This is a genomic window from Streptomyces brasiliensis (assembly GCF_014647875.1).
Taxonomy (GTDB): Bacteria; Actinomycetota; Actinomycetes; order Streptomycetales; family Streptomycetaceae; genus Streptomyces; species Streptomyces brasiliensis.
Window position 1 is genome coordinate 34,385 of the sequence record NZ_BMQA01000018.1, and the last position, 26,203, is coordinate 60,587.

Annotated in this window: 22 protein-coding genes and 1 pseudogene; 14 read left to right on the forward strand and 9 right to left on the reverse strand. The window is 68.6% G+C overall.

The window, feature by feature from the left end; translation table 11 throughout:
• The first annotated feature begins 213 nt into the window (after nucleotides 1–213).
• The 6 genes from IEZ19_RS25370 to IEZ19_RS25395 all read left to right on the forward strand — a co-directional run bounded on the left by IEZ19_RS25370 (nucleotide 214) and on the right by IEZ19_RS25395 (nucleotide 7,275).
• Nucleotides 214–774, forward strand: a complete 561-nt coding sequence (locus IEZ19_RS25370) for a hypothetical protein (RefSeq protein WP_189313593.1) — start codon at nucleotides 214–216, stop codon at nucleotides 772–774.
• Between the two features lies 1 nt (nucleotide 775).
• Nucleotides 776–2,215: a dihydrolipoyl dehydrogenase family protein gene (locus tag IEZ19_RS25375; protein WP_189313594.1), complete on the forward strand. Its 1,440-nt coding sequence runs from the start codon at nucleotides 776–778 to the stop codon at nucleotides 2,213–2,215.
• Nucleotides 2,216–2,559: 344 nt separating this feature from the next.
• Nucleotides 2,560–4,158, forward strand: coding sequence for an acetolactate synthase large subunit (locus tag IEZ19_RS25380; RefSeq protein ID WP_189313595.1), 1,599 nt, complete (start codon nucleotides 2,560–2,562; stop codon nucleotides 4,156–4,158).
• A 182-nt stretch (nucleotides 4,159–4,340) separates the two neighbouring features.
• Nucleotides 4,341–4,946, forward strand: a complete 606-nt coding sequence (locus IEZ19_RS25385) for an acyl-CoA dehydrogenase family protein (RefSeq protein WP_189313596.1) — start codon at nucleotides 4,341–4,343, stop codon at nucleotides 4,944–4,946.
• 73 nt (nucleotides 4,947–5,019) lie between these two features.
• Nucleotides 5,020–5,664 carry a TetR/AcrR family transcriptional regulator gene (locus IEZ19_RS25390; protein WP_373297047.1) on the forward strand — a complete coding sequence of 215 codons (645 nt, stop codon included), beginning with the start codon at nucleotides 5,020–5,022 and terminating at the stop codon, nucleotides 5,662–5,664.
• 66 nt (nucleotides 5,665–5,730) lie between these two features.
• Nucleotides 5,731–7,275, forward strand: a complete 1,545-nt coding sequence (locus IEZ19_RS25395; RefSeq protein ID WP_189313598.1) for an MFS transporter — start codon at nucleotides 5,731–5,733, stop codon at nucleotides 7,273–7,275.
• 295 nt (nucleotides 7,276–7,570) lie between these two features.
• Here IEZ19_RS25395 and IEZ19_RS25400 read toward each other — a convergent pair whose 3' ends face one another.
• Complete coding sequence (locus tag IEZ19_RS25400; protein ID WP_189313599.1) at nucleotides 7,571–9,064, reverse strand: MFS transporter; 1,494 nt, start codon at nucleotides 9,062–9,064, stop codon at nucleotides 7,571–7,573.
• A 268-nt stretch (nucleotides 9,065–9,332) separates the two neighbouring features.
• On the opposite strand from IEZ19_RS25400, the gene IEZ19_RS25405 reads away from it, so the two are divergent.
• The 3 genes from IEZ19_RS25405 (at nucleotide 9,333) to IEZ19_RS25415 (ending at nucleotide 11,878) form a co-directional block, all read left to right on the forward strand.
• A complete protein-coding gene (locus IEZ19_RS25405; RefSeq protein WP_189313600.1) occupies nucleotides 9,333–9,968 on the forward strand; it encodes a TetR/AcrR family transcriptional regulator in 636 nt (211 codons plus the stop codon).
• A 201-nt stretch (nucleotides 9,969–10,169) separates the two neighbouring features.
• Nucleotides 10,170–10,634, forward strand: coding sequence for an ArsR/SmtB family transcription factor (locus IEZ19_RS25410; RefSeq protein ID WP_229840748.1), 465 nt, complete (start codon nucleotides 10,170–10,172; stop codon nucleotides 10,632–10,634).
• Nucleotides 10,635–10,900: 266 nt separating this feature from the next.
• The gene (locus IEZ19_RS25415; RefSeq protein ID WP_189313601.1) at nucleotides 10,901–11,878 is read left to right on the forward strand and encodes an MsnO8 family LLM class oxidoreductase; all 978 of its coding nucleotides are present in this window, start codon (nucleotides 10,901–10,903) and stop codon (nucleotides 11,876–11,878) included.
• A gap of 34 nt (nucleotides 11,879–11,912) precedes the next feature.
• Here IEZ19_RS25415 and IEZ19_RS25420 read toward each other — a convergent pair whose 3' ends face one another.
• The gene (locus IEZ19_RS25420) at nucleotides 11,913–12,656 is read right to left on the reverse strand and encodes an RNA-guided endonuclease InsQ/TnpB family protein (protein WP_506005003.1); all 744 of its coding nucleotides are present in this window, start codon (nucleotides 12,654–12,656) and stop codon (nucleotides 11,913–11,915) included.
• Nucleotides 12,657–12,855: 199 nt separating this feature from the next.
• Nucleotides 12,856–13,818: an SAM-dependent methyltransferase gene (locus IEZ19_RS25425; RefSeq protein ID WP_189313602.1), complete on the reverse strand. Its 963-nt coding sequence runs from the start codon at nucleotides 13,816–13,818 to the stop codon at nucleotides 12,856–12,858.
• Between the two features lie 221 nt (nucleotides 13,819–14,039).
• Here IEZ19_RS25425 and IEZ19_RS25430 point away from each other — a divergent pair, with 221 nt between their 5' ends.
• Nucleotides 14,040–15,059, forward strand: a complete 1,020-nt coding sequence (locus IEZ19_RS25430) for an NAD-dependent epimerase/dehydratase family protein (RefSeq protein ID WP_189313603.1) — start codon at nucleotides 14,040–14,042, stop codon at nucleotides 15,057–15,059.
• A gap of 78 nt (nucleotides 15,060–15,137) precedes the next feature.
• Here IEZ19_RS25430 and IEZ19_RS25435 read toward each other — a convergent pair whose 3' ends face one another.
• Nucleotides 15,138–15,815, reverse strand: coding sequence for a TetR/AcrR family transcriptional regulator (locus tag IEZ19_RS25435; RefSeq protein WP_189313604.1), 678 nt, complete (start codon nucleotides 15,813–15,815; stop codon nucleotides 15,138–15,140).
• Between the two features lie 24 nt (nucleotides 15,816–15,839).
• Here IEZ19_RS25435 and IEZ19_RS25440 point away from each other — a divergent pair, with 24 nt between their 5' ends.
• On the forward strand, nucleotides 15,840–16,622 hold the full coding sequence (locus IEZ19_RS25440; RefSeq protein ID WP_189313605.1) for an SDR family NAD(P)-dependent oxidoreductase: 783 nt from the start codon (nucleotides 15,840–15,842) through the stop codon (nucleotides 16,620–16,622).
• Nucleotides 16,623–17,342: 720 nt separating this feature from the next.
• On the opposite strand, the gene IEZ19_RS25445 is transcribed toward IEZ19_RS25440, so the two are convergent.
• Together IEZ19_RS25445 and IEZ19_RS25450 are read right to left on the reverse strand one after the other, a co-directional pair.
• Nucleotides 17,343–18,125, reverse strand: a complete 783-nt coding sequence (locus tag IEZ19_RS25445; protein ID WP_189313606.1) for an SDR family NAD(P)-dependent oxidoreductase — start codon at nucleotides 18,123–18,125, stop codon at nucleotides 17,343–17,345.
• A gap of 84 nt (nucleotides 18,126–18,209) precedes the next feature.
• On the reverse strand, nucleotides 18,210–19,370 hold the full coding sequence (locus IEZ19_RS25450) for an acyl-CoA dehydrogenase family protein (protein ID WP_189313607.1): 1,161 nt from the start codon (nucleotides 19,368–19,370) through the stop codon (nucleotides 18,210–18,212).
• Nucleotides 19,371–19,750: 380 nt separating this feature from the next.
• Between IEZ19_RS25450 and IEZ19_RS25455 the strand changes: the two genes are divergently transcribed.
• A complete protein-coding gene (locus IEZ19_RS25455; RefSeq protein WP_308429002.1) occupies nucleotides 19,751–20,236 on the forward strand; it encodes an amidohydrolase family protein in 486 nt (161 codons plus the stop codon).
• Nucleotides 20,237–20,509: 273 nt separating this feature from the next.
• On the opposite strand, the pseudogene IEZ19_RS25460 reads toward IEZ19_RS25455, so the two are convergent.
• Nucleotides 20,510–21,090, reverse strand: a pseudogene (locus IEZ19_RS25460) (phosphoribosylaminoimidazolesuccinocarboxamide synthase); the annotation flags it as partial.
• A 550-nt stretch (nucleotides 21,091–21,640) separates the two neighbouring features.
• Here IEZ19_RS25460 and IEZ19_RS53565 point away from each other — a divergent pair.
• Nucleotides 21,641–22,381, forward strand: a complete 741-nt coding sequence (locus tag IEZ19_RS53565) for a recombination directionality factor (protein WP_373297044.1) — start codon at nucleotides 21,641–21,643, stop codon at nucleotides 22,379–22,381.
• Between the two features lie 44 nt (nucleotides 22,382–22,425).
• Here the strand turns inward: IEZ19_RS53565 and IEZ19_RS25465 are convergent, their stop codons facing one another.
• On the reverse strand, nucleotides 22,426–23,892 hold the full coding sequence (locus tag IEZ19_RS25465) for a serine/threonine-protein kinase (RefSeq protein ID WP_189313608.1): 1,467 nt from the start codon (nucleotides 23,890–23,892) through the stop codon (nucleotides 22,426–22,428).
• Nucleotides 23,889–24,482: a hypothetical protein gene (locus tag IEZ19_RS25470; protein WP_189313609.1), complete on the reverse strand. Its 594-nt coding sequence runs from the start codon at nucleotides 24,480–24,482 to the stop codon at nucleotides 23,889–23,891. The genes IEZ19_RS25465 and IEZ19_RS25470 overlap by 4 nt, the downstream gene beginning before the upstream one ends.
• A gap of 510 nt (nucleotides 24,483–24,992) precedes the next feature.
• Here IEZ19_RS25470 and rsgA point away from each other — a divergent pair.
• Complete coding sequence (rsgA, locus tag IEZ19_RS25475) at nucleotides 24,993–26,150, forward strand: ribosome small subunit-dependent GTPase A (protein WP_189313610.1); 1,158 nt, start codon at nucleotides 24,993–24,995, stop codon at nucleotides 26,148–26,150.
• The last annotated feature ends 53 nt before the right edge of the window (nucleotides 26,151–26,203 follow it).

Sequence of the window (26,203 nt, forward strand, 5' to 3'; positions counted from 1 at the left end):
TCTTGCCAGTCTAGCGAACAGAACGTTCATTCTTCCTGGAGAGGTCCTGATGCCGGCCGTATCCAGCGGCGGCTTGAGACGACATCAGCCCTCACCGCCTGGACCGGGCGATCGTGCCGGTCCGGGAGATGTACAACCGGCCAGAGCGACAAGGCCGACCGCAGGAACACCTGAACTTGCCCTCTTCTCCGTACACCACTGAAAGGGATCATCGTGAGCGCCATTGCTGCTCCGTCCGATACCACCGGGACGGCCTCTGCCCTGCGGCGGCTCTACTTCGTCCGGTTCGCGTTCGCCATCGTCTGGGCCATCGTGATGTTCACGATGACCGACGAGATCACCGCGTTCGGGGCCGTGCTCCTGGTCCTGTACCCGCTGTTCGACGTGGGTGCGGCCATCTACGACGCGAAGGTCTCGCGCGGCACGGGATCGCCCACGCTGCTGTACGTGAACGTCGCGGTCAGCCTCGTCACGGCCATCGGCCTGGCCGTCGCCTGCGCGTCGGGTATTCCGGCCGTGCTGCGCGTGTGGGGTGCCTGGGCGGTCGTGGCCGGCCTGGTCCAGCTGATCGTGGCCATACCCCGCCGCAAGATGGGCGGCCAGTGGCCGATGTTCCTCAGCGGTGGCATCTCGGTCCTGGCCGGAGCGTCGTTCATCGCGACGGCCGGTGCGGACGATCCCTCGCTGACCAATGCCGTCGGCTACGCCGTCCCGGGCGGCATCTTCTTCCTCCTCTCCGCCCTGCGCCTCGGGCGCGCCGCGCAGGAGAACTGACATGGGTAACAACACGTACGACGTCATCGTGATCGGCGCCGGTCCGGTCGGGGAGAACATCGCCGACCGGGTCGTGCAGGGCGGGCTCAGTGTCGCCATCGTCGAGCGGGAACTGGTCGGGGGCGAGTGCTCCTACTGGGCCTGCATGCCGACCAAGGCACTGCTGCGGAGCACCGCGGCACTGCGCGCGGCCCGGCAGGTTCCGGGATCGCGTGAGGCGGTGACCGGCGACCTCGACGTCGCGGCCGTGCTCCGCCGCCGTGACAGCTTCGCCTCGCAGTGGAACGACGACGGGCAGGTGGCCTGGCTCGACTCGGCCGGGATCACGCTGTACCGGGGCCAGGGACGGATCAGTTCCGACCGGGTTGTCGAGGTCACCGACGAGTCTGGTACCGCGACGTCGCTGACCGCGCGGCACGCGGTCGTGATCGCGACGGGCAGCGCCGCTCTGCTGCCGGACATCCCCGGTCTGCGCGAGGCGGAGCCGTGGAGCAGCCGGGAAGCGGCCGCCGCGCGTACGATCCCCGGCCGGCTCGCCGTCATCGGCGGCGGCGTCGTGGCATCGGAGATGGCGACGGCGTTCGCCGCCCTGGGCTCGTCGGTGACGGTCCTGGCCCGCGACGGCGTACTGCCGCACTCGGAGCCCTTCGCCGGCGAACGGGTCACCGAGTCGCTGCGGGAAGCCGGTGTCTCGGTGCTCCTCGGTTCGGAGGCCGGGGCCGTGAAACGGGGCAGTGACGGCACGGTGCACATCACCCTGACCAACGGTCAGCTTGTCGAGGCTGACGAGGTACTCGTCGCCATCGGCCGCACGCCGAACACCCAGGACATCGGCCTGGACGCTGTCGGCCTGAAGCCGGGCGCCTGGCTCACGGTCGACGACACCCTACGGGTGGTCACAGATGACGGGGCGCCGCTGGGGGACGGGTGGCTGTACGCCGCGGGTGATGTCAACCGGCGCGTGCTGCTGACCCACCAGGGCAAGTACCAGGCGCGTGCCGTGGGTGATGTCATCGTGGCGCGCGCGACGGGCGAGGCGGTCGACGACGGTCCGTGGGGCCGTCACGTGGCCACGGCCGACGAGCGCGCGGTGCCTCAAGTGGTCTTCACCGAGCCGGAGATCGCCTCGGTGGGACTGACCAAGGCGGCGGCCGAGGACGCCGGGCTGCGCATCCGTGTCGTCGACCACGACCTGGGGGCCGTCGCGGGGTCGGCCCTCCACGCCGACGACTACCGGGGGCACGCCCGCATGGTCGTCGACGAGGACCGCGGGGTGATCGTCGGCTTCACACTCGTCGGTCCCGATGTCGCGGAACTGCTGCACGCCGCGACGATCGCGATTGTTGGCGAGGTCCCCCTCGACCGGTTGTGGCACGCGGTTCCGGCGTATCCCACCGTCAGCGAGGTGTGGCTGCGGCTGCTGGAGGCCTACGGCCGCTGACCGGCCGGCTACGCGGAACACGGACCGGTTGGGTCGTGCGAGCGGCTCGGTGAAGCGGGACGACGGCATCGTCGTCCCGCTTCACCGAGCCGCCGATACGTGTTCCGCGGCAGCGGAAATCCGAGATTCGACAGTCAATCTCGCCGCCTAACTACGCGACATTGCCTTCAGGGCCGAGAAGTTGACCTCCCCTTCCGGACGTCAGGTATGCCTGCGCGATGCTGTAGGGGCGCCGCACCTTGCGATCCTCTTGCGTCAAGGTCGGCTGCCGTGGCGGCGTTTGCCCGCCCTGCCCCGATGCGAGGGGCTCACATTCAGCGAAACAGTGGGAGACGTCAGTCTTCATGAACGGTGCCGAAACACTTCTTCAAACTCTGCTCGACAACGATGTCAACGTATGCTTCGCCAACCCCGGTACGTCGGAGATGCAGTTCGTGGCCGCGCTGGACCGTCATCCGGCCATGCGCGGTGTGCTGTGTCTGTTCGAAGGTGTGGCGACAGGGGCTGCCGACGGCTACGCCCGGATGGCCGGCGGTCCAGCCGCGACACTGCTGCATCTGGGACCGGGCCTGGCAAACGGCCTGGCGAATCTGCATAATGCCCGCCGGGCACGTACTCCCGTGGTCAACATCGTCGGCGACCACGCTTACACGCACAAGGACCTGGACTCGCCCTTGGAGTCCGACATCGACGCCGCCGCCGCGACCGTCTCGAGCTGGGTTCGCCGACCCGCCACTCCCGCCGACGTCGGCCCCGACACCGCCGCCGCGGTCGCCGCGGCCTTGGGTGCCGGTGCCCCCGACGACCCGGACCCTTCACGAACCGGTACCTCCGGCGCGGTGTCGACACTCATCGTGCCCGCGGATCTGTCCTGGTCCCCGGGCACCTCGTCGTCGCCACGTCACGCGCGACATGCGCTGCGAACCGTCCCTGACAGCGACATAGATGTGGTCGCCGCGCTGGTCACCGGGCCCGAACCCACCGCACTGCTGATCGACGGCACCGGCCTGTCCGAGAGCGGCCTGCTGGCCGCGGCCCGCATCCGGAAGGCCACCGGAACACTCGTCTTCTGCCCGACATGGCCCGCCCGGCTGCGTCGGGGGGCCGGCGTGCCCTCCATCGAGCCCCTGGGCTACCGAGCCGAAGCCGTCGGCCGCCAGCTGTCAGGTATCAAGCACCTCGTGCTGGTCGGGGCACGAGAGCCAGTGACCTCGTTCGCCTACCCAGGGCGCCCGGGAATCCTCACCCCACCAGGGATGACCGTGCACTCCCTGGTCCCGGACGCCGGCTTCGACGTCGCCGACGCCCTGACCAGACTGGCCGATGCCGTCACACCAGACCTTGCCGTCCCGCTGCCTGTGCCCGATGCCCCGCCGCGGATTCCCAACGAATCCTTGCGCACGGAGAACTGGGCGCAAGTGATCGGCGCGTTGCTCCCCCAAGAAGCAATCGTGGTCGACGAGGCCATCACGGAAGGCATGAACACACTGGCCCCGGCCACGGCCAACTCGCCCGCGCACGACGTACTCGGCCTGGTGGGCCTGGCGATCGGACAGGGTCTTCCTGTCGCCGTCGGCGCAGCCATCGCCAGCCCTGAAAGGCCCGTCGTCTGCTTGCAGGCCGACGGCAGCGCCCTCTACACCATCTCTGCCCTGTGGACCCAGGCCCGCGAGGCACTGAACGTGACAACCGTCATACTCAACAACCGCTCCTACGCCATTCTGCGTGCCGAGCTGGACCGCGTCGGCGCAGGTGAGGTCGGGCCGGCCGCCCGTGCGCTACTCGACCTGAGTCGACCCGACATCGACTTCACCGCGCTCGCCACCGGCCTGGGCGTTCCCGCCACCCGCGCCAGGAGCACGGCTGAGCTCGCCGAGCAGTTCTCCGCCGCGCTGGCCGCACCCGGTCCCCATCTGATCGAGGCGATGCTCCAGTCCGACTGACACTGCGAAACAGTACTGGCTGCTCTTGAGACAGCAGGGCGGCCGTTCTCCACGCTCGAAGCGTCGAGCGACATCGCGTGGACAAACGGCCGCCGGTGCCGACGCTAGCGATACAGAACGTTCTACCTTGACAATGACGAGCGGTGTGCGAAGATCTATGAGGTAGAACGTTCGTTTCGTCTTTGAGGTCCGATGTGCCTTCCTGCCCTCAGCTGTCCCGGGCCGCCGAGTACCTGCCCGAGGTGCTCCGTCCAGCGATTGAGAAACACCGCGACGAAGCCGAGGATCTCCGCAGCCTTCCGGGAGGACTCCTTGACGACCTGCGCGCTAACGGGGCGTTTCGTCTCAACACACCAAGCGAGCTAGGTGGGTTCGAGCTGCCGCTGGCCGCCACCACGGCCCTGATCGAACGGCTTGCCCGGATCGACGGCCCGACGGCCTGGATCGTGTGGAACCTCACCGCGGGCTTCGTCGCCGCCTTTCTCAGCGAGGCGAGTGTCGATCGGGTCTGGGCCGACGGCCCGGACCCGATGATTGCGCACTCGAGCCAGCCGGGTTTCCTGGTGCCGAGCGACAACGGGTTCCGGCTCTCCGGTGAGTGGAAGATCGTCAGCGGGGCCGATGCGGCCCAGTGGCTGGGGCTTTTGGCACTCGTCATGGAGGACGGGCGGCCGCGCATGACCGAGGTCGGCCCGGACTGGCGTTTCCGTCTGGTCCCCCGTTCGTCGGTGACGGTGCGAGACACGTGGCACTCGGATCGCCGAAGTATCCGGGGACTGCCTCCATGACACCTGGGTGGAAACCGGGGATGCAGCCCCCGGGTTTCCATGTCGGCAGTCGAGACGAGTAACCACTGTGACCATTGTCGCCGACAGCGTCGCAGCTGGCGCCGCGAGCCCGATCGCCGAGCCGACTGCGGTCCGGGCGCACCGGACGCGCACGGACGCCCTGCGCAACCGGGAGCGGATCGTCGCGGCTGCCTGCGACATGTTCGTGGAGTACGGTCCCGACGCCCCGATGGACGAGATCGCCCGCCGCGCGGGCATCGGCAACGCCACCCTCTACCGGCACTTCGCCGACCGCCGCGCCCTCACGCACGCCGTACTCCTGTCCGTCGTGATCCGCACCGCGGAGCGCGCCGAGGCAGCGGCTCAGGTGGCCGCGGCCGGTGGCGACCCCTGTGCCGCGCTCTCCCGCTTCGCGCACAGGGCACTGGACGACAAGATCGGCGCCCTGTGCGGACTGTTCGTCAACGGTGGCGAAAGCCCCTCGGCGGAGATCGCCGCACGGGCCGCCCGCCTGGAAGCCGCCGTCAAGGAACTGATGGAACGGGCCAGGAAGGATGGCGGGCTGCGGTCCGACGTAACCCTCAAAGACCTGATGCTGGCCATATCTCGGCTCGCTCGCCCGCTTCCAGGCATCGACTCCCCCGCCAGCGACCTGCACCGCCAACTGCAGCTCTTCCTCAACGGCCTGAAGACGCCGTATCCGAACCCGAACGACTGAGCGCGCGTGACGCATCGCGCCCCGAGCCCTTTCCCTTGTACGACGTGTACAGAAGTGGACACCTCCATGCCTCCGACCCTCGCGGCGAACGCCGAAAAGGCACTTCCCGATCCCCAGCGCTGGAAAGCGCTGGTGTTCATCTCCATCGCCCAGCTGATGGTCGTGCTCGACGCGACCATCGTGAACATCGCGCTGCCGAGCGCACAGCAGGACCTGCACATCTCCGACGCGAACAAGCAGTGGGTCATCACCGCCTACGCCCTCGCCTTCGGCGGCCTGCTGCTCTTCGGCGGCCGGGTCGCCGACCTGTGGGGCCGGAAGCGTACCTTCGTAACCGGGCTGATCGGCTTCGCACTCGCCTCCGCCATTGGCGGCTTCGCGGGCAACGAGGCGACGCTGCTCGGCGCGCGCGCCGCGCAGGGAGCCTTCGGCGCGCTGCTGGCGCCCGCGGCCCTGTCACTGCTCGCGACGACCTTCACCGACGCCAAGGAGCAGATCAAGGCGTTCGGCGTCTTCAGCGCCATCGCCGGTGGCGGCGGCGCGGTCGGGCTGCTGCTCGGCGGCGTGCTGACCGAGTACCTGGACTGGCGCTGGACCTTCTTCGCCAACATCCCCTTCGCGGTTGTCGCCGTTCTGGGCGCGTACCTCGTGATCCGCGAGCCGGAGGGCAGTCGCAACCAGTCCCCGCTGGACATCCCCGGTGTGGTGCTGTCCACCCTCGGCCTGGTCTCGCTGGTCTACGGCTTCACACGCGCCGAGAGCGCGGGCTGGTCGTCGATCTCCACGATCGGCCTGTTCGTGGCGGCGGCAGTGCTGCTGGCCACCTTCGTAGCGGTCGAATCCAAGGTCCGCCATCCACTGCTGCCGATGCGAGTGATCGCTGACCGCAACCGCGGCGGTTCGTACCTCTCGCTCGGCCTGGCAATCATCGGGATCTTCGGCGTCTCCCTGTTCCTGACCTACTACCTGCAGGTCATCCAGGGCTACTCAGCGGTCAAGACCGGCCTCGCCTTCCTGCCGCTGGTCGTCGCCCTCATCATCGCCTCCACGCAAATCGGCGCCCGGCTGGTGAACCGGCTGTCGGCCCGCGCTCTGATGGCACCCGGGTACGCGGTCGCCGCAATCGGGATACTGCTGTTCACCCAGCTTGACGTCGACTCCTCCTACGCGGGCGGGATCCTGCCGGGCCTGGTGCTGCTGGGCCTGGGCCTGGGGACGGCTTTCACCCCGGGGATAGCACTGTCCACCAACGGGGTAGAGCCGCGTGACGCGGGCGTCGCTTCCGCGATGGCCAACACCTCGCAGCAGGTGGGCGGTGCGATCGGTACGGCGCTGCTGAACACGGTCGCCGCGACCGCAACCACCGACTACCTCGCCTCCCACGTGGCAGGCGCCAGCGATGCGAAGCTGCTGCAGGCGCAGGGCCTGGTGCACGGCTACGCCCACGCGACCTGGTGGGCGGTCGGCATCGAGGCCGTCGCGGCGGTCCTCGCGCTGATCTTCGTCACCGCGGGCAGGCCCGGCACCGTGAAGGTCGACTCCAGCGAGGGAGGGGACGGCCCGTCCGACGCGGGCTCTGCGCAGGACTCGGTGCCGGTCGTCCTGCACTGACCGCCACCACCCGCTGAGCCGTGAGTCCCCGCCCCACCTGGGCGGGGACTCACGGCCGTTGGCCGTAGGTCTGCTGGTCGACATCCGCAGGCAGCTGACCGGCCTGCTCGCGGTCTGCGTCGGCGACCTGGAGACCAGGGACGGAGAGATCTCCTGGTTCGGCCAGAGCGACTTGACCCCAGTGCTCACCGCGTATCGACGGCTCGGTGAAGTGGTGTCAGCCGCCGGTCCGTGGGACCGGCGGCCGTCCGTAAGGCCGGCCCCGGCGGCGGGGCATGGCCTGGATCACTGCGGATCAGATCACCTCGGCCAGTTCCGTGAATACCTCCGGTCCGCCTCCGAGCGTCATGTCCTGCCGTCGAGTTCGGACCAGGAGCAGCGAGACCAGGGCGCTGACGGCGAGGAAGGCGGCGGCGACGATGAACGCTATGTCGTATCCGTGGACCAGCCCCGCGGAGTGGGCGGCGGCGGAGGTGCCGTGGTCGGCGATGTAGCCGGCGGTCGCGGTGGCGGCGATGGTGTTGAGCAGGGCTACACCGAGGGAGTTGCCGACCTGTTGGGTGGTGTTGACCAGAGCGCTGGCCACTCCGGCGTCAGCGGGGGCGACCCCGACCAGGGCCGCCGAGGTGAGGGGAACGATCGCCAGGCCGAGGGCCAGGCTGGTGATGATTTCTGCCGGCAGGACGTGACTGGCGAAGCCGCTGTGCGTGTCGAGCTGGGCGAACAGCACCAGGCCGACGGCGCCCAGCACCATGCTCCCGACCAGCAGGGTCCGAGCCCCGATCCGGGCCATCACCTTGCCGGCCACGGTGGCTCCGACGAAGGTCCCGATGGAGTACGGCAGGTAGGCAAGGCCGGTCTTCAGCGCCGAGTAGCCGAGGATGCCCTGGAAGTAGTAGGTCAGCAGCAGGAACGTCGAGAACATGCCGGCGATGGTGAGCAGGTTGGCGAGGAAGGCGCCGCCTCGGGTGCGGTCGGCCAGTACCCGCAGTGGCAGCAGGGGGTGCTTGGTACGGGCCTCGATGATCACGAAGGCGGCGAGCAGGATCACGCCGAGGGCCAGGAGCGTGAGCGTGGTTCCTGACGTCCAGCCATTGGACTCCGCCTTGGTGGAGCCGTAGACCAGGGCGACCAGGCCGGCCGTGACCGTGGCTGTGCCGAGCAGGTCGTAGTGTGCCTTGCCCTCGGCTTTGCTCTCGGTCACCAGCAAGCGTGAGCCGACCAGGGCGACAATCGCGATCGGCACGTTGACCAGCATGGTCCATCGCCACGACGCCCACTGCGTCAGCATTCCGCCCATGATCAGGCCGATCGATATTCCGCCGCCGGAGATGGCGCCGTAGATCCCGAAGGCGCGGGCCTGCTCCTTGGGGTCGGTGAAGGTGACCGTCAGCAGCGAGAGAGCGGCAGGGGCGAGCAGGGCGGCGAAGCCTCCCTGGAGCGCGCGGGCCGCGAAGAGCATGGCTTCGCTCTGGGCGAGTCCGCCGAGAGCCGAGGCGGCAGCGAAGCCGACCAGGCCGATCTCGAAGGTTCGCTTGCGGCCCACGAAGTCGGCGATGCGGCCGCCGAGCAGCAGCATGCCGCCGAAGGCCAGGCTGTAAGCGGTGAAGACCCACTGGCGGTCGGCTACCGAGATGTGAAGGCCGGTCTGTGCCGAGGGCAGAGCAACGGTCACGATCGAGGCGTCGAGCACGACCATGAGTTGGGCGAGGACGATCACGGCAAGCGCTCGGAAGCGGCGCGGGTCTGCGACAGTGCCCCCGGTTGTGGAGGCTCTGTGGGTACTCATGCGGTCAATACCTTTCAAAGGGGAGTAGGTCGGGTCGCAGACAGCAGCCCGGCCCGATCCCCGAACGGGTCGGTGTACGTGGACGAATCGGAGCCCGAAGAACGGCGGCGAACGGCCTGGGCGCAAGCCCCGTGTCCGGCTCGGTGCCGGCCAGGCGGGCGGGGTGCCGTGCCGCACCCGGCGCACTAAGTGAACCGATCGGTCTGGATAAGACTAGCGGGCCGCGAATGAGGGCGCAACAATGCACACCGAGCGGTATACTTAGCGTATGACCGAGCTGCACAAAGGGCCGCGGGGACAGCGCCGTGGGAGAGGTGCACGTGAGCGCATCCTCGACGCGGCGCAGAATCTGTTCCGCGAGCAGGGCATCAACAACACCGGAATGAACCAGCTCTGCGAGGTGGCGAACGTGTCCAAGCACACCGCCTACCAGCACTTCACCAGCAAGGACGAGCTGATCACCGAGCATCTGCGCCAGCAGGACCCCGGCACGATGCCCGAGGTGTTCGACCGTGCCGACCTGACGCCCCGCGAACGACTGCTCGCGGCGTTCGAGAAGCCGGCGACCTCCACACCGGGGGGGACACGCCTGTGCCCGTTCATCGAGGCCGCCGTCGAGATCACCGATCCGGAGCACCCCGCGCGCATACTGGCGCGCGAGTACAAGAAGTCCGTCGCCGCCCGGCTGACCGAGACTGCCCGAGAGGCAGGCGCCGTCGACCCGGAACTGCTCGGAGAGCAACTGGCATTGCTGCTCGACGGCGCCTCAGTCCGGACCCGGACGCTCGGCACCGACACCGACCCGACCGCCGCCGGCATCGCGGCCACGCTGATCGAGCACGCCATCCCGGAGACCGCACCGCCGCGGCCTCGCGACTCGGCGGGCGAGATGCCACGAGCGTAGAAAGCAGGCCGGGGAGGGCTCGCCGAGGCCATCGCCGAGCCCTCCGGCCATACCAGCGGGTCCCGATGCCGGCTTCACTGAGCTTCTTCAGCGTTGCCGCTCCAGGGTGAGGGTTGCCTTGGCGATTGACGTCATGCGGTCCTGCCTTGTTCGTGGGTTGGATGGGTCGTCGTAAGGTCCAGAGGCCCAGAGACACCGGGTATGGCTTTCATGCGGTTGCCGTCGGTGCTTCCCCTGACCTTGGCCGCCCGGTGTCTCACGACGACTCGGCCGCTGATTAGTAGCTGCGAACGCCCGCAGGCGGATCGTGACCCCCGGACATCGATCCCTCTGCCCCTGCCGAGCCTGCACAAGGTCTTCGCCGCGCTCGGTGACGAAAGCCGCCTGGCCATCGTCCGGTTGCTGCTCGACGGGCAGCCGCGAACCTCCGGCGAGATCGCCGAGCAGGTGTCGCTACCGGCCTCGACCTGCTCCTATCACCTCACCAAGCTGCTCAACGCCGACATCACCGTATGCGTCGCCGACGGCACGTCGCGCCAACCGGTACTGCGTCGCGAAGTGCTCGATGACAGCCTCCCGGGACTGCTCGACTTGATCCGCCACGGCGTACCTTCGTCCGTGGAAAGCCCTTCTGGCTCAGTGCCGGGAAAGGGAGCCACCGACTGACATCGGGTTGAAGACGCGGCTTTCGGCCCCTTCGCAGTCGGGGGACGCCAGCGCGCCTGCTCTGGAGGTCATCTCATTGGCAAGCAGCTGCGCGCCGGGTACGGCGCCGGGGGCAGGGCCGGTACGACGGCCGGGAGCCGGTCGGTGAGGCCGGTAGCAATCTTGCGGGTGACCGCGAGGTGTTGAACGGCGGTGTAGGCACAAGGGACAGCGTCGAGGACCGGCTCGATGTCTCAAGCCGCAGCGACCGTAACTAGACTTTGATCATGACAATCTCACTGTCCGCGCTGGATCTTGTGATCGCCGAATCCAACCGCACCGCTGCCGAATCGCTCGACATGACCCGCCGGACCGTGCGTCGACTGGACGAACTCGGCTACCGGCGAGTCTGGTTCGCTGAGCATCACGGAGTCGAACTGGCGGCGAGCGTGGTACCGGCGGTTCTGATGGCCCACTTCGCGGCCCTGACCAAGCGTATCCGGCTCGGGTCCGGCGGTGTCCTGGCGCCCAATCACGCACCACTGGCGATCGCGGAGCAGTTCGCCACCTTAGCGACGCTGCATCCGGATCGCATAGACATGGGCATCGGCCGCGGTCCGGGTACGTTCGACCAGTCGATCGTGCGGGCGTTGCGCCGGGGCGGCGAGCCGACCACGGATGCCGAGTACACCGAAGACGTAGCCGCGATCCTGAAGTACCTTTCCGGCGAAGGCGGAGTACAGCTGATAGCCGGCTGGCAACCGGACGATGGAGGTGCCTGCCCGTGGCTGCTGGCGTCCAGCCCGGCCAGCGCGGAGCTGGCGGCTGGGCTGGGACTGCCGATCGCGCTGGCGCACCACATCCGGCCGGAGCAGAGCATCGCCACGGCGGAGCGCTACCGGGAACGCTTCACACCGTCGCGGTGGGCGGACCGGCCCTACGTGATGGTCGCGGTCGAGACGGTCGTGGCCGACACGGACGAGGAGGCCGCACGCCTGGCGCGCCCGGCCGACATCGCGAGGCTCAAGCCGTCGGCGCTGCTCTCCCCGGAAGAGGCGGCTCTGCACGGGATTCCGGAGGAGGCGCGCGGTACTGTGCGGGCGTTCGCCGCGGCGCAGGCGCGCGGCACGGTGGAGACGGTGCGACGCCGGTTCGCGGAGATCGTGCGGCAGACCGGCGCGGACGAGTTGATGCTGTTCGCCGCCGTGTATGACGCCGACGCACGGATCCGCTGCTACGAACTGGCCGCGGAGGCCGTCGATTGAAGTGCTCTCCCGGCTTCAGCCGGGAGATTCCTGCCTACCTCGCGGTGGCGGGCTTGACGCCGCGGGGACGCCTGATGACTGCCCTCCCGGCAGCCGGGACGAGCGCGTGGCCCGTCCGGTACAGGTGCAGGATGTTTTGGGCCGCGTTCTGGTCGGCGTTGCCGGACCATGCGCAGTCGGGGTTCTTGCACACGAACAGGGCCTGGCTGTGTCGGCTGCCCGGTGTGGTGTGCCCGCAGGCGTGGCAGCGTCGGGAGGTGCCGGGGGCGGGGACCTTGTGCAGGGTGCCGCCGTGGCGGGCGGTCTTGTAGGTCAGCATCGTTACGGTGCGGCCCCATGCCTCCTGGCTGATGGAGCGGTTGAGGCCGGACTTGTGCGCGATGTTCCTGCCGGGTTGTTCGATGGTGTCCCGGGCGGAGGTGACCATGTTCGTGATGGTGAGTGCTTCGACCACGACGGTGGCGTACCGGCGGGCGATGGTGGTGGTCGTCTTGTGCTGCCAGTCGACGGCGCGGCGCGTGGCTTTGGCGCGGAGCTGTTTGATCTGGTCGTAGGTGCGCTGCAGGCGGCGGGAGGTCTTCTCCCCATGCATGCGGTGCTGCTTGCGCCGGGCGGCGCGTCGTTCCAGGCGCAGGAGCTTGGTCTTCTCGGGCGGGTTCCGTTCCCCGCACGGGCGCTGCCGTGGGCCCCGTCGGAGCGAGGCCGCCGTGGACGTCGTGGCGGAGCGCGCCGCGGTCAGGACGCGCTCCACCCGTCGTCGGGGGTCTGCTCGGTGCACCTGGTGTCGCCACCGGTTCCGGTTCCACGGCTGTCGCTGACGCGCCTGCCGCGCACGCCCGTGCGCCACCACGGCGTGGCCGACGACCGGAGTTTCAGCCACTGGAACCGCTGGTAATCGTTGAACGCCCTGGCCGACGGGCATGCCCGGTGCCGCGGAAGCCGTCGGGGCCAAAGACCACCAGCGGCACCCCGTATCTTCAGCCTCGCCTTGCCGCGACCAGCACGGGTCCGCCCGGCACCGTAGGGAAGGCCCGTTCGTCCAGCAGTCCGTACGCGGTGAGCGTCTTCGTCATCCGGTCCGCGTCGTAGGCGTTGCCGCCGTTGCGTACGGCGTGCCAGCCGGCGACTGCCTGGCGCAAGGGGTCGGGGGCCGCCGGGTTGGTGCCCACGACGATCCAGGCGCCCGGTTTCAGAGCCTCGATCAGCCGCGGCAGGGCGTGCGTCAGGGCTTCCTCCGCCAGGAAGGGCGCGGGCAGCCAGACCATGTCGTAGGCGCCCTGCTCCGTCAGGTCCACCACGTCGGCGTGGCGCAGGGTGACCCGGTCGGCGGCCTCGGTACCGGCCGCGGCCAGTTCCTCGCGCGCCAGCCGCAGCACACGCTCCATGACGTCGATACCGACGACCTCGGCACGCGGAAACGCCTCCGCCAGGGTCAGCGCCAGAGCGGCGATGCCGGTGCCGACGTCCAGGATGCGGCTGCCCGGTATGTCCAGCCGCTCGGCGAGACCGGACAGGGCGGGGACCACGGTGCCCGCGATCGCGCGGCCGGTGCCGGCGGACGCACGGCCCTGGTTGCGCAGCACCTCGTCGCCCTGGTCCGTCCAGCCGCCGGTCTCGCCCTTTTCCCCCGCGGCGGCCGCCACCGCCTGGCGCAGCGAACTCAGACGCGCCTGAGCCGCGCTGCGGTTCGTCGGGCCGTCGGGGTACCGGTAGGAGGGGTGCAGAGACGGCGTGTCCCCGTCCCGCTGTATCAGGCCGACCGCTTCCAGCACGGCGGTGCGCTGCGGGTCGGCCGCCAGGGCATCGGCCTGCGACGTCGTCGCGGCGTCGTGCAGGGTGGCGATCAGGGCCGCCTGGGCCCAGGCCGCGGCCTCCAGGGTGCTGGACGGGTCGTCGTCCAGATCCAGGGAGAGGGCCGGGGACGGAGGTCGTACGGACATGAGAAGACCTTCCCGCCTGTGGGACTCGAAGTACGGTAACCATATCCCATCGACAAGACAGAACGATCGGTCTTGACAAGGTGCAAGCGTTCTTGCCAACCTCTGGGTGCAGAACGTTCGGCCTTGCCAGGTGGCTCGGGTGGGCCGGGTCGCTCAGCGTCCGCGGCCCGCGTCCCCGTGCGTTCGCCGAATTCCCAACGATCAGTCATCAGGGGTCATTCATGCGTGTCTTCCTCACCGGTGGGAGCGGCTTCGTCGGGCAGCGCCTGATTCGCCAACTGCGCTCCGAGGGCCACACCGTCCTTGCCCTCGCCCGCTCCACCGTAAGCGAGCGGAAGGTGGCCGAGGCGGGAGCGCAGCCGGTGCGGGGCGACCTGGCCGGGCTCGTCATGGAGGGGGACGCGGTCGCCACGCCCCCGGCCTGGCTGAAACTCCTGTACGACGTCGACGCCGTCGTACATGCCGCGGCCCGCATGGAGTTCTGGGGCGACGACGCGGGTTTCCGGGCCGACAACCACGATCCGTCCGTCGCCCTGCACGCGGCTGCGGTCGCGGCGAAGGTGCCCCGGTTCGTGCTCATCAGCGCAGCCGGTGTGTCCACCGGTACGCAACGCGCCGTCGTGGTCGACGAGGACACCGACAACGGCACCCCCGTCATCGCGTACTGCCGGATCAAGCTGGCAACCGAGAATGCGCTGCGCGCCGTCGTATCGCCGGGAACGACCCTGGTGATCCTGCGGCCACCGTTGGTCTGGGGCGCGGGGATGAACATCGCCGAAACGGCCGCAGACGCCGCCAAGGGGCGTTTCCTGTGGATCGACGGCGGCCGGCACGTCGTGGACTTCATCCACGTCGGCAACCTCGCCGACGCGGTCCTGCTCGCCCTCACCCAAGGTCGCCACGGTGTCCCCTACTACGTCACGGACGGGAGCCCCATGGCGGTCCGCGACTTCTTCACCCCGCTGTTGGCGAGCCAGGGCGTCGACGTCTCCGCCGCCCGGAGTCTCCCGTCGTCCGTCGTCGCGCCGATCGTGGCGCTCATGGATCTCGGCGCCCGGGTCCTGCGCAGGCGTACCCCACCACCGCTCACCAACTGGCTGGTCGCATTCCTGGGCCGCGACCGCGTCTACGACATCAGCGCCGCCCGCAACGTCCTCGGCTACCGACCGCGCGTGTCCCTGGACACCGGCCTGCTGGAGATGGCGACCCTCGCCGGCCTCGATCACGCCGACGCGGCGTAGCGAGTCGGCAGCCGCAGGGCCCCCTCGCGCCCGCCGCCATGAGCCGGGATTTCCCACCCCGGCGGGACTCCATCGGTCTCACGGCCGGTAATTCCCGCGCAGTTCCATCACTGCGGGAGGCGGCAGCGACCCGTAAGGCCGCACCTGGAACGCCTGGAAGAGATAGGCCAGCAGGCGCCGGGAGGCTGCGAGGGCGGCTGCTCTCGGTTGCCCGGCGAGGCCGCTGTTGGCCACGAGCAGGAGGGTGACGTCCGCGAGGTCGAAGTCCTCGCGCAGCTGTCCGCTCTCGCGGGCACGCCGGACCAGCAGCGCCATGCCCTCTTCGGCGCAGTCGCGTTCGTGCTCGTGATCGAGGGCGTCGGGGAACCGGTCGAGGAACACGGAGGCGAAGCCGCGGTCGGTCACCTGTGTGGCACATACCTTCTCCAGGAGTGCGTACAGGCCGTGCCCGGGATCAGGGTCCGCGAGAGCCTCGTCGAACGCCTTGGCGCACAGGGCGAGTTGCTCGGTGAAGGCGGCGGCGACCAGCTCGGCGCGAGTGGGAAAGCGGCGGTAGAGGGTGGCCACGCCGACGCCGGCGCGGTGCGCGGCGGCGCTCATCGGGGCGTCGACGCCCCGGGCCGAGAACACCTCGCGCGCGGCATCGAGAATGCGCCCCCGGTTGCGCCGGGCGTCGGCGCGCAGGCCCGCGGGATCCGTGTCGCCGGCTACGTCGCCGACGGGCCCGGACCGTTTCTGAGATGGCTGAACAGGCAATGTCTCTCACCTCGAGCTAAACGGATGACGTCGTCCACCAAGCGCGTCCTCGTCACCGGGGCGAGCAGAGGCATCGGCCTCGCGATCGTCAAGGCGTTCCGTGCCGAAGGCGCCGAAGTCGTCGCCGTGTCCCGGAAGATCACATCCGAACTCGAGGCCACCGGAGCCACGTTCGTTGCCGCCGACCTCGCCGAACCCGACGCCCCGCGACGGATGGTCGAGAGCGTGCTCGATGCGGACCCGCGCCTGGACGTCCTCGTCAACAACGTCGGCGGCGGGGACCCGACCCCGGAGCTGCTCGCCGATCCCTTCGGCGGCACGGCCGACGACTGGGCCGGCGTGTTCGCCCTGAACCTCGGCGCGGCCGTGGAGACCACCCGGGCCGTGCTCCCCGCGCTGACCCGCTCCCGGGGCGCGGTGGTGAGCATCAGCTCGCAGAACGCCCGCGATCCACGGCGGGTACCGGTGTCCTACTCGGCGGCCAAGGCCGCGCTCAACACCTTCTCCCGCGGCTTGGCCGAGCTGGTCGCGGAGTCGGGGGTCCGGGTCAACGTCGTCACGCCGTCCTCCACGCGGACCCCCGTGTGGACGGGCGAGGACGGACTCGGTGTCGAACTCGCGGCGCGCATGGGGCTCGACCGGGACGCGCTGCTGGCCCGGGTGCCTGAGTTCACCGACATGGTGACCGGTGCGTTGATCGAACCGGCCGAGATCGCTCGCGCGGTGCTGCTGCTGGCGTCTCCGACCATGCCGAGCGCGGTCGGCTCCAACTGGGTGGTGGACGGCGGCGCGCTCAAGACCCCATGACGGCCCGACGTCCGACGGCTTGCGCGGCTCCCTGTCCGTGACGGCCCTCCCGAGCCACGGGCAGGGCGGCCTCGGCCCGGTCGCGACCGGCGCGGAGACCGCGCCCCCGGTGCGCGCGGCGCCATGGAACCGGCCGGGCGATGCGGTACCCAGGGCGGAAGGCGGCGCTGAGCTTGTCCGAGCCCTCTGGCAACCCCTGCATGACGGGCCAAGCTCGCTGGCCGTCGCCCGTGGCAGCGCGGGGCAGGCATCGCCGACTGGACCGCGTACGCCCGCAGATGAGTCCGACGGGCGCCGCGAGGGGCCGCCGGCGACTGCTCGACCTGCACGGCGCCGGCGCCGGCCGCACCGCCAACTCGCGGTGGGCAGCCGCCACCCCTGGCAGCGTCCACGGCGCTCCTGCTGCCGGGTGCCGGTGGCGATACTGGCGGGGTGGACGGCGCCGTGGACGCGCAAGCGACAGGTCGGGACGAGCCTCGCGCCTACGGTGTTGCCTCACGCTCCCGGGCGACGATGAGCCTCGTGACTCACTCGACCAAGGCGTGAGGCAGGTCGAGTTCGGCAGGACAGGGAACCAACGGGCCCCTCCGCTGACGGTTGAGACGTCGGACACCGCTCTCAACGGCGAGGGATCCCTTTCCGTGGCGCACCCCGAGCGACATCAGCGGCGTCACCCGATCATCGGCCACACGGAAAGGCTCACTCACATGGCGACAACGGCTACATGGCGACAACGGCGTTCTTGCCGCCGTCGACCGAGATCGAGGCTCCCTGGAGGTAGGTGGCCTGCGGCGAAGCCAGGAACCGGATGACCTCGGCGATCTCTTCGGGTCGGGCACCCCGTCCCGCAGGCAACGAGCTCAGGAAGCCGTCGTACGCGTCGCCGTACGCCTCGGTGGCCGGGGTGATCACGAAGCCGGGGTCGACCGAGTTGATCTGGACGCCACGTGGACCGTACTCCGCGGTCCAAGATTTGGTCAGCATGCTCAACGCGGCTTTGGACGCCTGGAAAATGCTCGTACCGGCGGAACCCATGGCGGTGCTCAGGCTGCCGATGTTGATGATTTTCCCGCGGCCGCGCTCCGCCATGGGGGGCGCGAACGCTGCGACGAGGAAGTAAGGCGCCTTCACGTGGGTGTTGAACGAGGCGTCGAACATGTTCTCGGTAGCATCTTCGGTCAGCGCGAATCCGCCGCCTCCAGCGTTGTTCACCACGACGTCAAGGGGACCGTCGATGGCGTCGAAGATTCGCTTGATGAGGTTACGTACCTGTGCCGGATCGCTGAGGTCGGCGGGCAGGTCAACGGCGTGGCCGCCGGCGGATTCGATCAGATCGCGCGTTTCTGCTGCACGGTGAGGGTCACGTCCGGTGACGACGATGCTGTATCCGTCCTGCGCGAGGCGGATCGCCGTCGCCCGGCCGATGCCGCTCGTAGAGCCGGTGATCAAGGCCCATGACGTCTCGGTGGCGCTGCTCTCGTGCTCCTGCGAATTCCTTGACACATTTGCTCCTGTTGACTTTGGAAGCGTCTGCTATACGTCGCAGACCAGGCACACGTTCGGTGCCGGGCGGGCCGGGTAATCCGGTCAGAGGGTGGGGTCGCCACTGGGAATGCCGATGACGGTGCGTCCGGCCGGCTCGTAGTTGGCCGCCGACAGGATGGCGTGCTGGGCCGCGGCGTGCCCGTCGTGGAACAGCGTGCCCAGCCGGCTCGACTCGTACAGGGCGGTCGAGCCGCCCAGCTCGTACATCGAGGTGAGTACGGCGCGCGCGGTCTCGCCCGCGTGGGAGTACGCGCCCCGTACGGCACCGCGCTCCGCCTCCGTCGCGGGGCGGCCGGAGGCCGCGGCGGCGTCCAGTCTGCCGAGCTTGCTCAGCAGCAACGCCGACGCGGCGTCGACCTGCGCGCCGGCCCGGCCGAAGGCGGCCTGAATGCGGGGTTGTTGCGCGATGGGCATGCCGTCCGGCCCCAGCTTGGTGCGCGTCAGCTCCGCCATCTCGTCGATCGCTGCCCGGGCGATACCCAGTACCACGGCCGCGCCCCCGGAGGTGATCTGGTTGGTCAGCGGCAGGCGGAAGAGCTGGCGGTCGATGCGGGCTTTCGTGTCGGACGCCACCATCATGTCGGCGGCCACCTGTACGTCCTGGGCGATCACCGTGTTGCTGTTGGTGCCCCGCATGCCGGTGGTGTGCCACGTGTCTCGCACCGTCACCGCCGAGCGGGGGACCAGGCAGAAGCGCCAGTCAGGGCCGGTCTCGGTCATGCGCGGCTGCCCGCCGTCCAGGACGATTCCCAACAGCCCCAGCCACTGGGCCGAATCGGCCCCGCTGACGAGCTTCCACTCACCGGACAGCCGGAACCCGTCGTCGCTCGGCACCAGGAAACCCGGCTGGCTCGAGTGCGCGATCATAGGGTCCGGGCCATCGGCCCAGATCCGGTCCACGCTCGCCTCGTCGAGAAACGCGGCGGTGAAGCCCGCGTTGAGGTTCCACACGATCCAGGCCGTCGGGCCGTCGATCCGCGCGAGCCGTTCGATCAGGGCCGTGGTGGTGGCCAGAGGCAGTTCGAACCCACCGAGCTCGCGCGGTGTGTTGAGGCGAAAGGCCCCGTTGGCGCGGAGGTGGTCGAGGAGTTCCGCCGGAAGCCTGCGCCCCTCCTGGGCTTCGTCGCGGTATTTCTCGATCGCTGGACGAAGCAGCTCGGGCAGGTACTCCGGAGCCAATGAGGACTGCGGGTAGGAAGGCACATCAGATCCCTAGGTGGAACGAACGGTCTATCTCGTGAACCTTCGCATCGCCACGTGATGCTGTCAAGACCGAACGTTCTCCACCGTTAGTTCAAGCAGGCCGGAGCATCGCGGTCGGAGACCTGTGGTGTGTCCGTGGACCGAGGCTTCATCGAGGAGGCCAGAGTGACCCGCGCCGAGCGACTACGGCGTCCGGTTCCTGAGCGTCGTGGTGTCGCGGGGGACGGTGAGCCCGGGTGTGCCGTACCTGGGCGGATGGCGGCCTGGTTGCGGCCTTCGGCCGGGCCGAAGCTGAGGTCATCACCTACACCACACGGGCCCACCGCCCCGGCACGACGAACGGGATCTCCCCTTGACTGCCTCCGGTACCCAGCCCTGCCGTGCTCGAACAGCTTCAGCGCCGATCCACCGACCCGAAGCGGCGCATCCTGTTCACCGGCGCGACCATCGTCACCATGGACCCCGACTCCGGTGTCCTGCACGCCGCAGACCTGCTCATCGAGGGCGTCACGATCATGGCGGTCGGTCCCGGCCTGAGCCCGGAGGGCGCGGTGGTCGTCGACGCGACCGGCACGATCCTGGCCCCCGGTTTCGTCGACACCCACCGGCACGCCTGGGAGACGCAGCTGCGCCGGATCATGCCGGACGTCGACGACCTCGGCGCCTACGTCATGTCCACCCTTGCCGGTTACGCCACGGTCTACCGGCCCCACGACATGTACGTCGGGACGAAGCCGGCCGCGCTGACGGCGATCGACAGCGGCATCACCTGCATGCTCGACTTCTCCCGCACCCCCGAACAGTCCGACGCCGCGATCCAGGCCCTCGTCGACACTGGCATCCGGTGCTCGGTCTTGTGGCCGTAGGCCATCTTTTTCTGCCGCTCGCGCTCGGTGGCGCTCAAGGCTATCGGGCGAGCAGCGGCAACGGGCACGGTAGGCAGGCCGATCGGGAGAAGTAGATCACGACGGGTAGCACCCTGCCGCATGTGCTGCCCGAACGATCCGGCCCGCGGAACCAGCCGTGGGAGCGACCGTCGGGGCTTCGACGCCTGGCTGTTCCGTGAGGAGCAGGGCGCCGCTGGCCCTGGCAACCGCGGACCGTCGGGGCCGGGGGATCCGGCGGTCCGCAGCGTAGAGCTACGACCAGGTGGTGTCGGTAAGGCGCTCGTACACCTCGATGTACTTGGCGCGGGACTGCTCGACGATCTCGGTCGGGAGCGCCGGCGGGGGGTACTCGCCGCCGCGGTCCCAGCCGGCGGCCGGAGAGGTCAGCCAGTCGCGGATGAACTGCTTGTCGAACGACAGCTGGGGGCGGCCGGGTTCCCACTGGTCGGCAGGCCAGAAACGGGAGCAGTCGGGGTCAGCACCTCGTCGGCGATGACGAGTCGCTCGTTGTCGAAGCCGAACTCGAACTTGGTGTCGGCCAGAAGGATTCCGCGGTCGCGGGCGATGTCCCGGCCTCGGCCGTAGACCGCGAGGGTGGTCTGACGGAGCAGCGCCGCGGTCTCGGCGCCGATCTGATGGGCCACTTCCTCGTAAGAGACGTTCTCGTCATGCTCGCCGACCTCGGCCTTGGTCGCGGGGGTGAAGATCGGCGCGGGGAGCTGTGAACCGCCCACCAGTCCCTCAGGTAGCGCGACGCCGCAGGCGGTGCGGTGTTGCTCGTATTCGGCGAGGCTGGAGCCGGCGAGGTAGCCGCGCGCGACGCATTTTGTCGGTTGCCATGGCCATGGCCTTGTGGAGTGCAGAACCACTGGCGTGCTGGTGCCACCGCGTAAGCCGGGACGGCCGCCTTGGCCTCGCTGCCCGGGCTGCGGACGGCCGGACTCGTTTCGGTGTGCGGAACATCGCTGGGTTGGCAGCTGAGGCCGTTCAGTGGCCTGGCCGGCGTTCGAGGGAACCGCAGGCCCCTCGAACGCCGGTAACGCCTCTTGCTCCTCCGGGTAGCCACGACTGGTTTCGTTCACTTCAAGCAGCAGCCCGGTAAGCCATCCGCAATCCGAACTTCGGCTATGACTTTTCGCTGGTCAGGTGTGGTTCGGTGGGTTCTGCGGCAGGGTCGCCCGCGTCCACCTTCCGCTGTAGCAGTGGGGGAGCGGCGTACAGCTGCTCCTTGTACTTGACCATCATGTGGCCAGGGTGCAGAGCTCTGGTGGCGCGTTGAGGAAGAGCCTCTCCGTCTCATTTACATCCTTTGTCCGGCCTGGCCAAACGATGTTCGTTGAGGAGCCTTGGTTCTCCTGCTGTTCCGTGAGGCGGAGGAAGTCCATGCCCATCGGGCACGAAGACGGCGGCGACGAGCCCATAGTGGGTCGGTTCCATGTCGGCTGGCACAAGGAGGGAAGGCCCGTGGCTGCATCGTCCTGGCGCGTGACCACAAGGGTGCCATTCGTTGCGGACGCCCTTGTCACCCATTTTGTGAGTCCCTCTGTGGCTGGGGAGGTCAGCGGCGGAGGCGTCACGGAGGTGCTCACTGGTTGCAACCGCGTTCCGGTCATTCTCGCTGGACAGAGGGCGGTGACGTTCCGCATGGTGCTACAGGGAGCTGGAGAGATCTTCCACAGTTGCGACGGGTATCGGTTTCTCGAACCGATGTCGGAGTCTGGCGATTTGTGTGGGTGCCCCTCAACACTGAAGGAACGTAAGGCTGAGGCCCTTGCCGGCCGTGGGCCGGTGCCCGCAACTCAGATTCGGTTCCGGCTGGCAGACCTGCCTACCATTGGGCTGTTCACCCTGAACTCCTCATCATGGGCGTTGGCTGAGTCTCTGCCCCGGTTGAGGCGCGCGCTCAGCTTGGAGGGCGGGCCGGTGCAGTGCATGCTCCGCTACCAAATCGTGGAATTCACTACGCAGTCGGGCCTAGAAGTCAGTTACCGGAGGCCAGTGGTCGAACTGGCAGGTATCACCATCGGCATCGGCGTGTCGGCGGAGGCTTCGAGCTTGCGGCGTGAGCCGCGTCGTGGGGCAGGGGGACGTACCCCCCGCACAAAGAGGTGGCCACGTGCGTAATTTTCGTTTCCCCGGTGACGCATGACACGAGGCTGCCGAAATCCTTAGGGGCTTGAGATAGCTTTACGGATGCGATGGTCGATGCGAATGTCATGGGCCAAATGCTGCAAATGTGCTGCGCATCCGGGGTGCTGTCGCGGCATGGCCGCCACCGAGCTCGCCGCATCCCCCGCCAGGGTGGAAATCCACGTGGATATCGTGGCTTGAGGGGACCACTGATCCCATGAGGAGTTCCACTCGAACGCGCCGCTGCAACATGTCTCAAGTAGCTCCAGTTCGCTTGCGGCGGCGGCCTTCTTGGCTATGGCGATCAGCCACATGATGACGGCATCCACCTCGCCGCGCTCCGGCGGTCGGTGCGAACCCAACAGCTGGGCCATGGAGTGCGTTATCTCGATGGCGCGGCCAGGATCGGAAAGGAGCGCAGGTATGAGGGGATCCAAGGGGGTATTGATCAGCAGGTCGCAATAGAGGGCCGCATCATCGTTCTTTGCGGCAGCCAACGCGACCAGCTGCTCTGCCGCGTCGGGCGATCCCCCGGCCAGTTCCCTCTGCAAGTGCTCGCCGATCAGAAGAGGTGGATCCTGCGGCTCGTCTAGCTCTTGGCTGACGATGTCAAGGAGATCCGAGATCGTGGCCGGCCGCCGCGCGGGGTCCATCTGGGTGGCTTCACGTACAACGGTGCGCCAAGGGCCCGACTTTGGAACCAGGGGAACATTGACGAGGGGGGTCTCACCGGTGACAGCCCATCCGATGAACTGGCCGAGGCTATAGATGTCGACTGTCGGGCCCACTCCGTGGGCGTCGTTGTACAGCTCTGGCGCGGCAAACCCGTCGGACCCCAGGAACACGCCCACCCGGGTGCGCTGCGCGTCGGTCGTCTGCCCCGAGGGGCGCTTCACGATCCCCCAGTCCGCGAGAACCCACCGGTCGTTCAGGAGGATGTTGGCGGGCTTGATGTCCCGATGAATCCATCCTTCTCGGTGCGCCACGGTAAGGACGGAACAAAGGGCTTCCACGAGCGAACGCAGGGTATGGATGTCGGCGAACCGGTCCCGGCATTGCTCGGCGGTGGCCTGTGCGTACGGCATGACGAACCAAGTGTTCTCGTGATCGAAATCCAGTACGGGCATGGCGTGCGGGTGCCCGTGGAGCCTCCTGCCGAACTCGATCTCTCGGCCCATTCGGGCTATTTGACGCGGAAACGGGTATTTGTCGCGCAGCTTCTTGAGGGCGACGACCTGACCGGATGGCTTGTGTGTCGCCTTGAACACGTCCGCCTGTCCTCCGCCGACCAGGGGAAGGCGCTCGCATCGGTAGTCCTTGCGTTTGCCGCGCAGGGTATGCCCGGTGAGTTCTCCGCGCTGTGGCACGACCAGCGGCTTACCGGCGATCTCTTCCAGTTCTGCGGATCCTGTGACGAACGTGATGCGGCTTCGCGTGTTGGCGATGGCCGAGGCGAGATCCCCGTCGACGAAGGCGTCTGAAGCAGCAGGTCGGCGTGCAGTCACCAGGTCCCGAAAGACCTCCTCGGGGAGAACCCCACTGCCAGGTACTGCAACACTTCGACTTGGTCCTCGGGAAGCAAGGGGCCGAACGCAGTCAGCTGGGCTCTATCCGTGACCGTCCGTACGGCTTCCAGCGTCTGATCGTCGATGCCCAGCTCGTGCAGGGTCCTGTCGGAGAACTGGGCGAACAGCCGAGACGGAAGAGCCGTTGCCGCCTGTGCCGACTTCAGCTGTTCTATGGCCGCCACGTCGCGCACTTCGAGCCTGTGGGTTGCAGCATTGACGCTGTAGATCCGCTTTGAAGCCCACATGACTGCCTCATCATGTGGCAGCACCTTCAGGAGAAGGTAGGTCTCGCTTCCGTCGTCCGGCGCGAGGATGACGCCTCGCCAGAAGGCTGTGATACGGATCGTCCTGATGCGCGGGTCACGGGCCATGGACACAACCGAGAGCTGGAGTCCCTTGTCTGATCTCAGTTCCACCGTGGTCAGCGTCTGGAACTTGGCCATGGCCTTGCGAACGCCGGCCCGCACTGGCTTGTCCAACTGCTCGTACTCGGCCCAGAGGGTGTTCGCGACGGCGAGCTGCGGCAAGAGTAACTCCCCTGGGATTAAAGCTTGATGGTAGGCCAGTCAGGGTACCGCCGCCGTACGGAGGGGTGCTGACGGCTGAGCGGGACGGGACTGGAGACCTCTGGCTGAAAGGAAGCAGATTTGGTTCTGCTGCCCTCACCTTCTACGGCTGGGAGCTCCACTGGGCCGCCGCGTTCTCTCCCCGTGCGGCGCGGTCTCGTGCCCGGCCGCATGCTGAGCGCCGACCGCGGGCAGCGTGACCTCGCCACGTTGAGGTGCTGGGCTGAAAAATCGCTGGTGCATCGTCGGGGCAGGTGGCTAGGGTCGTGTTCGTTCCTGCGGTTGCTCCGTGCCGCCGCTGTCCGCTGCGAGTGACCTGGGAGGTGTTGACCGATGGCTGTCGTCGCGATGGGCGTTGCCCGCATCCGGAAGTTCGTCAAGTCCACCCCCGTGGCCACCGGCTGATCACACCTGTTTCTTTCCGCGTCCGAGTACGCGGTGCCGGGGGCCACCCATGTGAAGGGTCACCCCTTGTCTTCCTCTTCTATTTCGAGTTCGGCTTCGTCACACTCGCTCGCCGCGTATGGCTGGGACGAGGGTTGGGAGGCTGAGTTCTCCCCGTATGCCACGCAGGGGCTCGTACCGGGCCGGGTGGTCCGCGTCGATCGCGGCCTGTGTGATGTCGTCACCCTGTTCGGCACCGTCCGCGCCGACACCGAGTTCGTCGTACCCCGCGACCCCATGAAGGTCGTGTGCACGGGCGACTGGGTCGCTGTCGACCCCGAGGGCGCCAATCCCCGTTACGTGCGCACCCTGTTGCCGCGCCGAACCGCGTTCGTACGCTCGACCTCGTCGAAGCGTTCCGAGGGCCAAGTACTGGCCACTAACATCGATCGAGTCATCATCTGTGTGTCGCTCGCAGCCGAACTCGACTACGGGCGGATCGAGCGATTCCTGGCCTTGGCCATGTCCTGCTCGACCGGTGAGGCACCGCTGCATAAGTCGGCGGACTCCTGGGAGTCGGGGGCGCAGCCCGTGGTCGTGCTCACCAAGGCCGACCTCGTGCCCGACCCCGTGACCCTCGCGCACCTCGTGCAGGACGTGGAGACGGCGGCGCCCGGCGTGCCGGTGCTCACCGTCAGCGCACTGCACGACGACGGGCTCGACGTCCTCGTCGCGACCGTCGGCGACGGTACGTCCGTACTGCTCGGACAGTCCGGTGCCGGCAAGTCGACGCTCGCGAACGCGCTGCTCGGCGAGGACGTGATGGACGTGCGGGCGGCGCGGGACATCGACGGCAAGGGGCGGCACACCACCACTACGCGCAATCTGCTCGCGCTGCCCGGTGGGGGTGTGCTGATCGACACGCCCGGACTGCGGGGCGTCGGTCTCTGGGATGCCGAGACCGGTGTCGGGCAGGTGTTCTCCGAGATCGAGGAGCTGGCCCGCGCGTGCCGGTTCCACGACTGCGCGCACGAGAGCGAGCCCGGCTGCGCGGTGCTGGCGGCCCTCGAGAACGGCGACCTCCCGGTCCGCCGCCTGGAGAGCTACCGCAAGCTCATGCGCGAGAACCAGTGGATCACCGCCAAGACCGACCAACGGCTCAGGGCCGAACTCCGGAAGGAGTGGAAGAAGAGGGGAGCGGAGGGCAAGGCGGCGATGGACGCGAAGCGGGGGCGGTGGCGATAGCCGGTCGGCGCCGCCGGCGGTGCCCGTGAGGTGAGGCCGCCGGCTCCGGCCGG

What these genes read in the sequence shown, in the direction of transcription:
- IEZ19_RS25375 (WP_189313594.1), top strand. Translation starts at nt 776, where the DNA reads ATGGGTAACAACACGTACGACGTCATCGTGATCGGCGCCGGTCCGGTC.
- IEZ19_RS25380 (WP_189313595.1), top strand. Translation starts at nt 2,560, where the DNA reads ATGAACGGTGCCGAAACACTTCTTCAAACTCTGCTCGACAACGATGTC.
- IEZ19_RS25395 (WP_189313598.1), top strand. Translation starts at nt 5,731, where the DNA reads ATGCCTCCGACCCTCGCGGCGAACGCCGAAAAGGCACTTCCCGATCCC.
- IEZ19_RS25400 (WP_189313599.1), bottom strand. Translation starts at nt 9,064, where the DNA reads ATGAGTACCCACAGAGCCTCCACAACCGGGGGCACTGTCGCAGACCCG.
- IEZ19_RS25405 (WP_189313600.1), top strand. Translation starts at nt 9,333, where the DNA reads ATGACCGAGCTGCACAAAGGGCCGCGGGGACAGCGCCGTGGGAGAGGT.
- IEZ19_RS25410 (WP_229840748.1), top strand. Translation starts at nt 10,170, where the DNA reads ATGGCTTTCATGCGGTTGCCGTCGGTGCTTCCCCTGACCTTGGCCGCC.
- IEZ19_RS25415 (WP_189313601.1), top strand. Translation starts at nt 10,901, where the DNA reads ATGACAATCTCACTGTCCGCGCTGGATCTTGTGATCGCCGAATCCAAC.
- IEZ19_RS25425 (WP_189313602.1), bottom strand. Translation starts at nt 13,818, where the DNA reads ATGTCCGTACGACCTCCGTCCCCGGCCCTCTCCCTGGATCTGGACGAC.
- IEZ19_RS25430 (WP_189313603.1), top strand. Translation starts at nt 14,040, where the DNA reads ATGCGTGTCTTCCTCACCGGTGGGAGCGGCTTCGTCGGGCAGCGCCTG.
- IEZ19_RS25440 (WP_189313605.1), top strand. Translation starts at nt 15,840, where the DNA reads ATGACGTCGTCCACCAAGCGCGTCCTCGTCACCGGGGCGAGCAGAGGC.
- IEZ19_RS53565 (WP_373297044.1), top strand. Translation starts at nt 21,641, where the DNA reads ATGCCCATCGGGCACGAAGACGGCGGCGACGAGCCCATAGTGGGTCGG.